The following is a 13,741-nucleotide window of genomic DNA, read 5'->3' as shown; positions in this document are numbered from 1 at the left end:
ATGCTAAGCACTTTATAAAAAAGCCCACATGATATATCTGGGCTTTTTTGTACTTGCAATCGTTTACCGTACGATGCCTTGTCTAAAATGCGGCTTTCTAATAACCAGTTGAACAGTGCTAATTGCTCTTTCCATAAAGCCGCCCTCACAATAGTTAAGATAATACTGCCACATCCTCCTAAATCGTTCATCGTATCCGTCGTCTGCCAAAGCATTAGTTTGCTGATTAAATGCCTCAAACCAGTCTTTCAAGGTTTTTGCATAATCAAGTCCAATGTCATGCACATCAGCAATTGACATATCAGTGAATTTCTTTAAATGCTGATTAATGACCATCTGGGAGGGCAAAAAACCACCTGGGAATATATATTTCTGAATAAAATCAACACTATTGGCGTAGCTGTCATACCGTCTATCATCGATAGTGATGGATTGTAGCAACATCAAACCATCTGGTTTGAGTAAAGAAGCACATTTGTCAAAGAAATTAGAAAGATACTCTTTGCCAACCGCTTCTATCATCTCAATCGATACTAATTTGTCATATTTACCCTCAAGTAAGCGGTAGTCTTTTTTGAGCAAGGTTATTTTGTCGCCAAGCGCTTCTTTTTCTATCCATTGCGTCGCAAAGGCATGTTGCTCATCAGATATCGTTGTAGTGGTAACCTTACAGCCATAATGTTTTGCTGCATATATTGCCAGTCCTCCCCAGCCGGTGCCAATTTCAACCAAATGATCGTTTTCGCTTAGTTGAAGTTTGTCACAAATGGTGCGTAGTTTATATTCTTGAGCTTGAGCCAAAGATGCATTTGCATCAGGGTAAATTGCAGATGAATACATCATTGATTCATCCAAAAATTTTGTATACAACTTATTACCTAAGTCATAGTGCGCTGAAATGTTCTTTTTGGCTTGTTCTGTTGAGTTTTTATTTGCTAAGTGACTAATTTTGTTAGCTGGCATTGTTAGCCATTTAAACTTTTTCTCCCATTTATCAAGTGTTTCCAAGTTTCTTGCAAAGATACGAATAACATTGGTTAAATTAGGGGTGTCCCATAAATTATCAGTAAACGTTTCACCAGAAGCAATACTGCCACCAAATACCAATTTAGGGTAAGCCGCATAGTCAATAATGTTCACAATGGCATGTAAATCATCGTCTTGATTCCCAAATTTGCCCACTTCTTGTCCATTTTCTTGAATGATAAGATGCCCTTTGGGTAGATGTTTAAGAGCAGCAAAGAAAATTGACTTACATGTTCTCTCCCAAAATGTAATTGAAGATGAATCTTGCATAGTTTGTTCAGCATGTGACATTAGTCTTTCCTTATTCTCAAGGGTGCGTATAAATTGGAACACGTTTAATAAATAATTTGACTGCTTGCCAATAAATCCCAAGTACTGTTTTTATAGTCATGCTAGGGATTGAGAGTAGACAAGCGTTAATGTTTGAATCATTGAGCGCTTTTTTACGCATATTAATTGCAGCTTCAAAGTGTTTTGTTTGTTTATAGCAGCTCAAATGAAGGCGCAGGTCTTCACTTGGTTGCTGGATTTTCCATTTATATTGCATATCCATTGGGTTAAAAGGTGATACATGGAAAGACTTCTGAGAGTCATCCTGCTTATCTAAGTCAACAAGATAGTGGTGTCGTTTGTTCCACGGCGTGTTGCTCACTTCCGCTAACATATGTGTAAATAAGCCATCATTGTTACGCAAGTAATAAAAGTTTACTGGGCTAAAATACATACCAAAAGTGCGCATTTGACATAACAAAAAAATGTCGCCTTCAAGAGGAGTATTAGCGAGTTCACTCATACGAGCTAAAGCGACTTCTTCTAGCGGTAAATCTGCATCATATAAATAATCACTTCTGCAAAAGTTTAATAAAGAAAAGCCGCTTGACTTGCTTTGTGTATTAAAGCGTTTGTTTTCATTAGCAAGCGCCTGCACTTCCGAAAGCTTTATCCAAAATAAGTATATTTTATAGGTGAATTCGTGAATTTTTGGCTGACTACGCTTGTGATACACCTCGCCAGTATAAATCGCACTTTCAAAGTCGCTCAAACAAGCATCACTCATAGAGAGGCTCCGAAACGTTTACACACATCTAGGGCACTTCTGACACCATCTTCATGAAAGCCGTTGTACCAATATGCACCACAAAAATGAAGGCCGTTTTTACCGCAAACTAGCGCTCTTTTTTGTTGCGCTTCAACCATACTTGGGCTGAACTGAGGATGCGAATAATTATATGACCCTAATATCTTACTAGGATCTATTTGAGCGGTGTTGTTTAGCGTGACGCAAAACGTAGTGTCGCTTTGGATACGTTGAAGAATATTCATATTATACGTCACGGCGGCTGGCGCACTAATTTCATCTTTTTTGCCGCTAATACGATAGTTCCAACTTGCCCAAGCTAAGCGCCTATCGGGTAGCTGCGACTCATCAGTATGCAAAACAACATCGTTTTCAGCGTAAGGGATAGCGCCTAATACGTCATTTAGATCTTTCGCAAAATCAGATTCAAAACTGTCAGTTTGAAGCATCGACAAAGCTTGGTCGCTATGGCAAGCAAAAATGACTTGATCATAGTGTTCAGACTCCCCATTGCTAACAACACAATAAGTATCGTCTTTTTTTGCCACACTACTTACCGGACTTGATAGTTTTATTTTATCTAAGTAAGGCGCCGTTATTGGGCCAACATACTGATTTGAGCCACCAACAATTGTGTACCATTGCGGTCTGTTTGTTATGTTCAGTAAACCATGATTATTGAAAAAACTCAGAAAGAACGAAAGTGGAAAATTGGCCGAAGCTTCCAGACTTGTAGACCAAATAGCAGCGCACATTGGCAAAATGTAGTTATCTACAAACGCATCACTTAGTTTGTGAGATTTTATAAACTCTAGTAACGTGATGTTTTCGGTATCTAAATTTGCCTCGATATGAGCTTTACATACTTTGTTAAATTTGACTATATCTAAAGTAAGGCGATAGAAGCGAGGTGAGAAAAGATTCCGCCTTTGTGCAAAAAGTGAATTTAGATTGTTGCCATTATATTCTAGTGAGTTAGATAAGTTCTTTACACTAAAGCTCATTTCGGTAGCTTGAGTAGGCACCTCTAAACGCTCTAGCAATTTGATGAAGTTGGGATATGTCCACTCATTGTATACGATAAAACCAGTGTCAATGGCATATTCTTTCCCATTAACCTTAACGTTTTTTGTAGCCGTGTGACCACCTATATAATCGTTTGCTTCATAAACAGTAATATCAGCTACTTCGTTTAGCAGGTAGGCAGATGTCATGCCTGCTATGCCAGTTCCGATTATCGCAACTCTTTGTTTCATTAAGCATTTTCCTTGCTTTTAGACTGCTTACTTTTCTTTAATGAGCCACGCATATTTATGCACATTTTGCGCTGAAAGGATTCAGGCAACATATTCAAAAAACGGACCATATAACTAAAACGTCTAGGAAAGTGGACACTTGATTTACTAGACAATATCCCATCTAGCATATATTCAGCGGCCGCTTCAGCGGTAATTGACATAGGCATGGGAAAATCATTTTTGTCTGTAAGCGGTGTTTTTACAAAGCTAAGGCGACATAGTTTGCACGTATATTCCTCGACTTGCTAAATCAACCTCGAAGCTCTTTGCGGCATAATGCAGCGCTGCTTTACTAGCACCGTATGCTTGACTCCTTGTAAATGGTAAGAGCCTCGCCAAGCTATCAACAAAAACAAACTTATCGCCCCTTTCAAGATTAGGAAGAATGGCTGCAATCACATTCATCACACCAAACAAATTGATATCAAAAACGCGCCTAAACATGTCCGGCTTAACGTCGCGTATATCGACATACTCACACGTTCCCGCATTTAACACCACAATGTCACATTTAATCTCGGCTAAGGCTTCCCGGGTTGCGGTTTCATCAGTCACGTCAAAAGGAAGTGCTAGCACATTATCTCTGGTAGCCAATTCAGATAGTTTATCTTGATTTCGACCGCATGCTATCACTTTGTGGCCAGCATCAGCTGCCCTATATGCTAGCGCCTCCCCTAAGCCTGATGTTGCTCCGGTGATTAATATTGTCTTCATTATGCCATTCCCCCTTTGATTTTTTTTATCACTCTACCGAGTATAGGCACGTTTTCGTATACCATTTGTCCCAAGTCATAGTAGTCACGATGCCTAATAATCAGATTATCTTGGGTGTGCAGTAACGTAATGCCATCAACCTTGATTGGTTTTCCTTTATTCATCCTGCTTGATGTATATGACATGGTCCAAGTAACGACGTGCTCACGTTCAGAGCAAGATTCGCGGCTGTGAATGGTAAAGGTGCAGAATTTTGCATTTTTTAGTAATCGAGAGAAGTAGTTCTCTACAGCCGGCAAGCCTTCATGCTCAGCGATTGGATCAATAAAAAGGACGGATGGCGCATATATGTCAGAAAGTGCCTCAATTTTCATCGAAGCAAGGTCTGTATAAAAGCTTGAAAATTTTTCTAATAAGGTCATTAATTTTATATACACAGTTTTTGTGTTGATATTACGCTTTGAGTATAGTTGAGATCAGATAATTAAGTTTTTTTAATTGTATTTCAAAAGGATCTATTCCTTTGTTTGTATAGTATAAATTTATGTTTAATCCTTAACTTTAGTACATCATAATGAAACGTCCACTTTTTCCTTTATCATCACATATTTTACCCGAGGGCCGCATGTCGTTGCGAATTTTCGAGCCTAGGTATGTGCGAATGATAAAAAATGCATGTGCAAGTGGTGATGGTTTTGTAATTTGCATGTTAAACAGTGCAGGTGACGTGTCTTCTAATACGCACATCTTCCCGCTTGGAACGCTTTGCACCGTAATAGACTTTGATATGCTTGATGATGGGTTTCTAGGTGTCACGGTTGAGGGAATAAAATCTGTGAGCATCGGTGAAATTACGACAGAAAACGACGAGTTAAGAGTTGCACAGTGCAAGCCTACTGAGAATTGGACTTGCGAACTTGATATTGACGAACTAGGTCCACTACACCTTCGATTAAAAGAGATCTTTGACAAATACCCAGATGTTAGCTCACTTTATGAAACCGTTCGTTTTGACGATCCTCTATGGGTTATAAACCGATGGTTAGAGCTATTACCGGTTGGTGCTGAGCAAAAACAGTACTTTTTATCGCAAGAAAATTGTAAGACAGTACTAAACTATTTAGTGGAGTTGATCGAATAAAGGGATGTGAAGCTGCACATTCATCAGGCTGAGGTTGATATAATATTAACTTTATTTAACTATTTAACCGACAAACTTTCGCTATACTCAATCACAGACTATATTCATGTTACGACAAGGTAGAGTGAAATGTTAATCGGGATTCCTTTGGATCAGCAACGAAACGAAACCAGCAAGCCGAAAGAGTGTGCTGCTGAAATGTCTGCATACTTAAATACAGTAGCCACACAAAGATGTAAGTTGTCTTTCTCTAAGGTGTTTAGTTATTTTGCGCCAAGACTGCGTTCTTATGCTCTTAAGCAAATGGGGAACGAAGCGCTTGCAATGGAACTTGTGCAAGATACCATGTCAAATGTGTGGCAAAAAGCACACTTATTTAATGCCGAGAAAGGATCGCCATCTACTTGGATTTTTACGATAGCTCGGAATATACGATTTGATATGCTTCGCAAATTGCAAAATCGTAAAGAAGATGTGTGTTCAGATGATTTATGGCCGGTACTTTGCGAGCAAACTGCGGACACCAAAATCGCGCCGCTCGACGAACAAATAACACTCGAGCAAGTAGGTCATTACTTTGAAGACCTGCCGGTTAAACAAAAACTAGTAATTGAAGCTATTTATATAGATGGTAAGTCGCAGCAAGAAGTGGCAGATGAACTACAAATCCCATTAGGGACAGTAAAATCTAGAACACGACTAGCACTGCAAAGGCTAAAGGATATGCTCAAGGAACATGATTAAGTTTCACCCACAAAATAGCGCATTAAAAAGCTTTGTAGAAGCTAAAGCTAGTTCTGCAGAACTTTTAGTTGTATCTGCTCATTGTGATATGTGCGCTACGTGCAAAGAAAAAGTTGACCAGTATACCCACGCCATGGCGATAGATGCCTTAGGGGATTGTAACGAAAATGAGGATATGCTGACTAATATCACTGGACCTTTAAGTGACCAAACCGCGTTTATAGGTCGTGAATTTATCACGATGTTCGAGTCTATCACTCACCAAAGAGACTATGACGAAGAGCAAGCCTCTTTGATGAAGCCATTGACCTTTATTGAACTGGAAGGAAAACGATTTAATTTGCCTGTAACCTTGCAACGCTTAACAAGCAGAATTGGCTCATGGACGCACTTGGTTGGAAAACTATGGCAGGCGCAAGTTGATATCGGTGGCGGAAAGCTTGCTCAATTTATATACATGGAAAAAGGTGGTAGTGTACCAGAGCATACTCACAAAGGTACTGAGCTTACATTAGTTATTGACGGCGACTTTTGCGATGGAATAAGTGAATATGACTCAGGTGATTATATCTCATTGAACGATAATCATACACACTCACCTGTTTCTGAATCTAAGGATGGTTGTTTGGTTTTTAGCGTAATTGACCAACCCTTGTATTTCACCTCCGGATGGGCAAAATTAATCAATCCATTAAGTCAGTTATACTTCGCTACAAATACTAAATAGACAACAATCAACAAAAAAGCCCGCAATAGCGGGCTTTTTTGTTGATACGATGTTTAATCTAACATGATGAATTCGCTATCAGGGAAGTTAAGTCTGAGCGTTTTCATTGCGTTTGTTTTCAGCTCATCAAGTCCCATCTGATCATAACTGGAAACCATTATTTCAAGTGCGGGTTGTATTTGTTGTGTGTCAGAGAAATGCTCTAATACATATCTACCGCGATTAGCCGCAGCAACCCATGCTTCTCTGCGCATATAAAACCGAGCAACTTCTATTTCATATTTAGCTAAACGGTCTTTGATGAAAACCATTCTTTGCTTTGCGTCTGGAGAGTACTTTGAGTCAGGAAATTTTTCCAATAGTCGCCTAAAGTCCTCAAATGCTTCACGAGATTTAGATGGATCACGGTCAGAACGGTCAACATTAAATAAACGTTGAAACAAGTTATCGTCTTGCTCCATATTACTTACGCCTCTCATGTATAAGGCATATTCAACATCAGCATGGTTAGGGTTTAATCTTACGAAACGGTCAATGGTTGCTAATGTTTGTTCAATATTACCGGTTTTATAATGGGCATATATTAAATCTAATTGGACTTGGTGTGATAAAGGTCCAAATGGAAAACGAGAATCAATACCGGCCAAAATTTGTGCTGCAGCAGAAAAGTTACCGACATCCATGTTTTCTTTTGCTTGTTGATACAAGGCGTTGGCGCCTTGGTTAGCAACGGCCTCTCTTTGTTCGTCTTCAACACTTGAACAAGCGCCTAAAGACAAAGATGCAATAATAATAAATGATGAGATCCATTGATGTTTTGACATTGTTGTTAAACTACTCTTTTATATTTGGTGAAATATTCGCTAACTAAGCCTCAAGCTAATGAGCAATTTGCGCATAGGCTTGGTATACTATCGGCATTATTTGCATATGATCCTTTTTATGAACCAACAAGTCAATTCAATTCAACTTAATGCGATTGTGCCTGATGAGCATTATGATAACAGACTAGACCAATCTATTGCGCGTTTGTTCCCTGAATATTCACGCTCGAAACTAAAAGAATGGATTTTAGAAGGTAGCGTCAGCGTCGATGACTCTGTAGTAAAAGCGCCTAGGACAAAGCTTCGAGGCGGAGAAACCATATCTATTAACGCCCAACAAACGGTCCAAGTTTTTAATCAAGCACAAGATATCAAGCTAGATGTTGTCTTTGAAGACAAAGATATATTGGTGATAAATAAACCTGCTGATCTAGTCGTTCACCCTGGGGCTGGCAATCCGTCAGGGACGGTATTAAATGCGCTTTTAAATCATTTTCCAGACATAGAACAGATACCACGGGCGGGTATCGTTCATCGCCTTGATAAGGATACTACAGGCCTGATGGTGGTTGCTAAGACGCTCAGTGCCCAAACGCATTTAGTAAAACAACTTCAAGATCGCCTGATGGGTAGAGAATACGAAGCAGTTGTTTTGGGAAATATGATTGCGGGTGGGATTGTCGATGAAAATATTGGTCGGCATTCTACCAAACGCACATTAATGGCAGTTAAAGAAACAGGCAAGCCAGCGGTAACGCACTTTAGAGTGAAACAAAAATTTAGAGCTCATACGCATTTGAGATTGAAGTTAGAAACAGGTCGTACGCATCAAATTAGAGTACATATGACTCATATCAAACATCCTCTTGTTGGCGACATCCAATATGGTGGTAGACCACGCTTGCCAAAAAATGCGAGTGAAGAATTCGTCTCGATACTGAGAGGTTTTAAAAGACAGGCATTGCATGCAGCGCAATTGTCACTCGTGCATCCTACAACTAATCAAAGCATGTCTTGGCAAGCGCCTTTGCCTGATGACTTCGTTCAATTGTTAGATGCATTAAAGCAAGATACATTAGTCAATGACATGCCAGAGCAGTGGTAGTCAGTTTTGCTTCATCAAGTAGCTATCAGCGTCGATAAGCCGGTTATACCTCTAGCCGACAATGTTATTTGTTTTACCACGTTTTCTGATGGTGGTATTAGTAGTTCTCCTTATGATTCGCTCAACTTAGGGGCTCATGTTGGTGATAGCACAGCCAATGTTGCTGAAAATAGGTCATTGTTAATGGCTTATTTAACAAAAGTATTTGATGCAAAAAAACGCGTTGAATCAAATGTCGACAGATAGTGCAATTCAGAAAATAAAGTGGCTCAATCAGCAACATACAAATGTAATTCATGACTACCTTAGCGTAACTGAGCAACCATGTGATGGGGTTTTCACACAACAATCACGAGTACCCATTGCTGTAATGACAGCAGATTGTTTACCAATTGTGATGTTTGATAGTAAAAATCAAACCTTATTTACGCTTCATGCTGGTTGGCGTGGATTGCTAGACGGGATTATTGAAAAAGCACTAGCATCATGTGAAGACCCTCAGCATGTAAAATGTTGGATTGGCCCAAGTATTAGTCAAGATTGCTTTGAGGTGGGTGAGGATATTATTTCTCAATTTCATCATTTTGATTCCTTCTATCAAACAACAAAATCGAAGCAAAAATTCTTGGTTGATTTGGCTGGGATTGCAAATCATATTTTGGATGATTGCGGTGTAAGCGATGTCCAGCGCTCGCAATTTTGCACATACAAAACACCAAACTTATTTTCTCATCGCCAAGCTACGCATCTTGGATTGTCATGCACTGGCAGAATGGTAACGCTTGCGCTTAAGTTATTTTGATTTAGATTTGTCTTGAATTTTTAATTGTTAATACCCATTTCTATTATTATAAGAGTGATAGAAACCGGAGCAGTTAATGCGCTTAGATAAATTTACCAGTAAATTTCAATTAGCAATATCTGATGCACAATCATTGGCACTTGGAAGAGACAGCCAATACATCGAGCCTGTGCACTTGCTATCTGCAATGTTAAACCAAGATGGTACGAGTGTTCGCACACTATTAGAGCATGCTGGTATCAACATTAACAGTCTTCGCTCTTCAATCAATGAAATGATTGATAAGCTTCCAAAGATACAAGGCGCTTCTGTTGATGTGCAACTTGGTCGAGAAACCATTCGTCTGCTAAATGCATGTGACAAAATCGCTCAAAAACGAAAAGATGATTTTATTAGCTCTGAACTTTTTGTTTTAGCGGCTGTTGATGATCAGGGGCCACTTGGGCAACTATTAGTAAAGCTTGGTTTAAGCAAACCTAAAGTAGAGCAAGCAATTGAGCATGTTCGAAATGGTCAAAAAGTGACTGATCAAAACGCAGAAGATGTGCGCCAAGCACTTGAGAAATATACAACAGATCTAACCGAACGAGCTGAACAGGGTAAACTTGATCCTGTTATAGGCCGTGATGACGAAATAAGAAGAACTATCCAGGTGCTACAAAGGCGCACCAAAAACAACCCCGTGTTGATTGGTGAACCAGGCGTGGGCAAAACGGCAATTGCCGAGGGACTGGCACAGCGAATTATAAACGCAGAGGTTCCGGAGGGACTTAAAAACAAACGAGTTTTGTCGCTGGATATGGGGTCATTGCTGGCAGGGGCAAAATATAGAGGTGAGTTTGAAGAGCGTTTAAAGTCAGTACTTAATGAACTTGCCAAAGAAGAAGGGCGCGTGATCCTGTTTATTGATGAGTTACATACCATGGTTGGTGCAGGTAAGGGTGAAGGCGCCATGGATGCTGGCAATATGCTAAAGCCAGCACTCGCAAGAGGTGAGTTGCATTGTGTAGGAGCAACCACACTAGATGAGTATCGACAATACATTGAAAAAGACGCTGCACTTGAGCGACGGTTCCAAAAAGTGCAGGTTGATCAACCGAGCGTGGAAGACACAATCGCAATATTACGTGGATTAAAGGAACGGTATGAGTTACACCATGGTGTGGATATTACTGATCCTGCAATCGTTGCAGCCGCAAGTCTGTCTCATCGCTATATCAGTGACCGTCAATTACCGGATAAAGCAATCGACCTGATTGATGAAGCAGCATCGAGTATTCGTCTGCAAATTGACTCAAAACCAGAAGAAATGGACAAACTAGAGCGGCGTATTATCCAATTAAAACTTGAAGAACAAGCGTTAGCAAAGGAAACGGATAGTGCCAGTCACAAACGTCTTGAAGTAATTGAACTTGATCGCGAAAAAGCAGAGCAAAAATTTGCAGAATTAGAGACGATCTGGACAGCAGAAAAAGGTGCAATGCAAGGTACGCAAGGTATTAAGGCTGAGTTAGAACAAGCTAAATTAGACTTGGAAATTGCAAGACGTGCATCAGATTTAAGCCGCATGTCAGAATTACAATATGGAAAAATTCCTGAATTAGAACAGAAGCTTGAGACGGTGGTTGAAAATGAGCAAGCCGATAACATTTTATTAAAGAACAAAGTCACCGATCTTGAAATTGCTGATGTGTTATCTAGATGGACGGGTATACCTGTTAATAAAATGCTAGAAGGGGAAAAAGAAAAGCTGATTCATATGGAGTCGGTAATTGGTAATCGTGTTATTGGACAATCAGAGGCGGTACAAGCAGTTTCAAATGCAATAAGACGTTCACGGGCAGGCCTTTCAGATCCAGACAAACCTATGGGCTCCTTTTTATTTTTAGGGCCAACTGGTGTAGGTAAAACTGAACTATGTAAATCGCTTGCCCATTTTATGTTCGACACAAGTGATGCAATGGTTAGGTTGGATATGTCAGAGTTTATGGAGAAGCACTCTGTTGCACGACTGGTTGGTGCTCCTCCAGGTTATGTTGGTTATGAAGAAGGTGGATATTTGACTGAAGCAGTCAGAAGGAAGCCTTACTCAGTTATCTTATTAGATGAAGTTGAAAAAGCGCATCCGGATGTATTCAATATACTTTTACAAGTATTAGATGATGGTCGCCTAACTGACGGACAAGGTCGGACTGTTAATTTTAAAAATACAGTGATTATTATGACGTCTAACTTAGGGTCTGACATTATCCAAGATAGTTCAGGTGAAGAATATGCTCTTATGAAGGATAAAGTAATGACTGTCGTGGGTAATCATTTTAGACCTGAGTTTATTAATAGAGTAGATGATATTGTTGTTTTTCACTCTTTGGCCAAAGATCACATAAAGTCGATTGCAAAAATACAATTAGCGTCTCTTCGTCAGCGACTGCATGAAATGGGGTATAAGTTTGAGATTTCTGCTGATGCTTTGTCACATATTGCTGACGCTGGGTTTGACCCTGTATATGGCGCCAGACCACTCAAGCGCGCAATCCAAATTCAAATTGAAAATCCCCTTGCACAGGCATTGTTAGAGAGTAAGTTATCTAATACAGATACTGTGCGAGTCGATTATAGTGAGGGCCAGATCCTCATTTCTTGAATTATAAACGACAATGAAAAATGGCGTTCAATACAACTGTGGATGCAAAGCCGTATAAAAGTGACTAAATTTCCGTGAGTTTTTGGTATACTTCAGCCACTAATCGTCAAAATTAAGTGAGAATATGGCCAAAAATAGACCTAGAGGAATTTATCTTCTTCCAAATATCCTAACAACTGCAGGGCTCTTTTCTGGATTTTATGCGGTTGTAATGTCAATGAATGGGCAATTTGAAAATGCGGCGATTGCAATATTTGTGGCGATGATTTTTGATGGTCTAGACGGAAGAGTAGCAAGAATTACCAATACTCAATCTGCCTTTGGTGCTGAATACGACTCTATGGCCGACATGGTGTCTTTTGGTGTTGCTCCGGCATTAGTTGCTTATAACTTTGGCTTGTTTGATTTAGGTAAAATAGGATGGTTAGCCGCATTTATATATGTGGCGGCCGCCGCGCTTAGATTGGCTCGCTTTAACACTCAAGTCGGCATTGCCGATAAGCGATTTTTTCAAGGACTAGCAAGCCCTGCTGCAGCGGCGGTTGTCGCAGGTATGGTTTGGGTTGGGGTTGATAATGATATATCAGGTGTCGATTATGGCATTGTTGTGGCATTAATCACCGGGATCTCTGGTCTATTAATGGTCAGTAATTTTAAATACAACTCATTTAAAGAAGTGGATTGGCACGGTAAAGTCCCTTTTGTTGTACTGTTGCTTATTATCATGGTGTTTATTATTGTTTCAACAGCACCTTCACTTGTCTTGTTCATCGTATTTGTTATGTATGCGGTAGCAGGTCCCATTAATACATTTAGAACAGTAGAGAAAGTGACGCTGGAAGATGTAGTTGGTGAAACCGAAGATGAAGACTTCGAGGGAAATACGGAGTCATCAAACTCAAATGAAGATAATTCTGCGAGTGATAAGCAAGATACGTAAGTTTTAGATATTTTTCATGCTTTTTTCATAAAAGCTATTGACCCTAAATTATATGTGTGTAGAATGCGCGCTCGCTTCAACGGCCTAAGGCACATGTTGAAACGGCTTGTTTATAAGCATGATATGCAAGGCAAGCAAGGACAACATTCATCGTCGTCATTGACAGATAAATGTTGTTAGAAACAAAAAAAGATTTTTGACATTTTTATCGAAATAATCTTGACAAAAAATCTGATGCGCGTATTATTCGCATCCCGCTTGAGACACGGTCTAAAGCGACGTTCTTTAACAATTAGTAACAAGACAATCTGTGTGGGCACTCATTAAGAGTGTCTACGACAATTTATTTGTAATTCGATATATTTAATTGAAGAGTTTGATCATGGCTCAGATTGAACGCTGGCGGCAGGCCTAACACATGCAAGTCGGACGGTAACAGGAAGTGCTTGCACTTTGCTGACGAGTGGCGGACGGGTGAGTAATACTTAGGGATCTGCCCTGTGGAGGGGGACAACAGTTGGAAACGACTGCTAATACCGCATAATGCCTACGGGCCAAAGGGGGCGCTTGCGCTCTCGCCACGGGATGAACCTAAGCGAGATTAGCTAGTTGGTGAGGTAAAGGCTCACCAAGGCGACGATCTCTAGCTGTTCTGAGAGGAAGATCAGCCACACTGGGACTGAGACACGGCCCAGACT

The 13,741-nt window shown here is 40.0% G+C and carries 13 protein-coding genes, 1 rRNA gene and 1 pseudogene (1 of these 15 only partly in view); 9 read left to right on the top strand and 6 right to left on the bottom strand.

What is annotated here, in order from left to right:
- Positions 1–63: 63 nt before the first annotated feature.
- From ACZ1G6_RS10505 to ACZ1G6_RS10485, 5 genes and pseudogenes are all read right to left on the bottom strand, one after another.
- Positions 64–1,317, bottom strand: coding sequence for a class I SAM-dependent methyltransferase (locus ACZ1G6_RS10505; RefSeq protein WP_472616257.1), 1,254 nt, complete (start codon positions 1,315–1,317; stop codon positions 64–66).
- Positions 1,318–1,333: 16 nt separating this feature from the next.
- Positions 1,334–2,083, bottom strand: a complete 750-nt coding sequence (locus ACZ1G6_RS10500) for a DUF1365 domain-containing protein (protein ID WP_472616256.1) — start codon at positions 2,081–2,083, stop codon at positions 1,334–1,336.
- Positions 2,080–3,360 (bottom strand): NAD(P)/FAD-dependent oxidoreductase, encoded by a 1,281-nt coding sequence (locus ACZ1G6_RS10495; protein ID WP_472616255.1) that lies wholly within the window; start codon positions 3,358–3,360, stop codon positions 2,080–2,082. Before ACZ1G6_RS10495 ends, ACZ1G6_RS10500 begins: the two co-directional genes overlap by 4 nt.
- Positions 3,360–4,116 (bottom strand): annotated as a pseudogene (locus ACZ1G6_RS10490) (SDR family NAD(P)-dependent oxidoreductase). Before ACZ1G6_RS10490 ends, ACZ1G6_RS10495 begins: the two are co-directional and overlap by 1 nt.
- Complete coding sequence (locus ACZ1G6_RS10485) at positions 4,116–4,538, bottom strand: nuclear transport factor 2 family protein (protein WP_472616254.1); 423 nt, start codon at positions 4,536–4,538, stop codon at positions 4,116–4,118. Before ACZ1G6_RS10485 ends, ACZ1G6_RS10490 begins: the two are co-directional and overlap by 1 nt.
- Before the next feature lie 152 nt (positions 4,539–4,690).
- Between ACZ1G6_RS10485 and ACZ1G6_RS10480 the strand changes: the two genes are divergently transcribed.
- The 3 genes from ACZ1G6_RS10480 (at position 4,691) to ACZ1G6_RS10470 (ending at position 6,728) form a co-directional block, all read left to right on the top strand.
- Positions 4,691–5,257: an LON peptidase substrate-binding domain-containing protein gene (locus ACZ1G6_RS10480; protein ID WP_472616253.1), complete on the top strand. Its 567-nt coding sequence runs from the start codon at positions 4,691–4,693 to the stop codon at positions 5,255–5,257.
- Positions 5,258–5,386: 129 nt separating this feature from the next.
- On the top strand, positions 5,387–6,001 hold the full coding sequence (locus ACZ1G6_RS10475) for a sigma-70 family RNA polymerase sigma factor (protein ID WP_472616252.1): 615 nt from the start codon (positions 5,387–5,389) through the stop codon (positions 5,999–6,001).
- Positions 5,994–6,728 (top strand): ChrR family anti-sigma-E factor, encoded by a 735-nt coding sequence (locus ACZ1G6_RS10470; RefSeq protein ID WP_472616251.1) that lies wholly within the window; start codon positions 5,994–5,996, stop codon positions 6,726–6,728. The genes ACZ1G6_RS10475 and ACZ1G6_RS10470 overlap by 8 nt, the downstream gene beginning before the upstream one ends.
- Before the next feature lie 53 nt (positions 6,729–6,781).
- On the opposite strand, the gene ACZ1G6_RS10465 is transcribed toward ACZ1G6_RS10470, so the two are convergent.
- Positions 6,782–7,552, bottom strand: coding sequence for an outer membrane protein assembly factor BamD (locus tag ACZ1G6_RS10465; protein ID WP_472616250.1), 771 nt, complete (start codon positions 7,550–7,552; stop codon positions 6,782–6,784).
- Between the two features lie 118 nt (positions 7,553–7,670).
- Here ACZ1G6_RS10465 and rluD point away from each other — a divergent pair, with 118 nt between their 5' ends.
- The 6 genes from rluD to ACZ1G6_RS10435 all read left to right on the top strand — a co-directional run.
- A complete protein-coding gene (gene rluD, locus ACZ1G6_RS10460; RefSeq protein WP_472616249.1) occupies positions 7,671–8,657 on the top strand; it encodes a 23S rRNA pseudouridine(1911/1915/1917) synthase RluD in 987 nt (328 codons plus the stop codon).
- A gap of 6 nt (positions 8,658–8,663) precedes the next feature.
- The gene (locus tag ACZ1G6_RS10455) at positions 8,664–8,903 is read left to right on the top strand and encodes a laccase domain-containing protein (RefSeq protein ID WP_472616248.1); all 240 of its coding nucleotides are present in this window, start codon (positions 8,664–8,666) and stop codon (positions 8,901–8,903) included.
- Entirely contained in the window at positions 8,866–9,459 is a 594-nt protein-coding gene (pgeF, locus tag ACZ1G6_RS10450) for a peptidoglycan editing factor PgeF (protein ID WP_472616247.1), read from the top strand. Before ACZ1G6_RS10455 ends, pgeF begins: the two co-directional genes overlap by 38 nt.
- 76 nt (positions 9,460–9,535) lie before the next feature.
- Positions 9,536–12,103 carry an ATP-dependent chaperone ClpB gene (clpB, locus tag ACZ1G6_RS10445; RefSeq protein WP_472616246.1) on the top strand — a complete coding sequence of 856 codons (2,568 nt, stop codon included), beginning with the start codon at positions 9,536–9,538 and terminating at the stop codon, positions 12,101–12,103.
- Between the two features lie 124 nt (positions 12,104–12,227).
- Complete coding sequence (gene pssA / locus ACZ1G6_RS10440; RefSeq protein WP_472616245.1) at positions 12,228–13,043, top strand: CDP-diacylglycerol--serine O-phosphatidyltransferase; 816 nt, start codon at positions 12,228–12,230, stop codon at positions 13,041–13,043.
- A gap of 364 nt (positions 13,044–13,407) precedes the next feature.
- A 16S ribosomal RNA gene (locus ACZ1G6_RS10435) occupies positions 13,408–13,741 on the top strand (it continues 1,201 nt past the right edge of the window).

Source organism: Glaciecola sp. HA4-3 (assembly GCF_055693685.1).
Note: the sequence above shows the minus strand (reverse complement) of the source record. Positions and strands in the feature narration are given on the sequence as shown.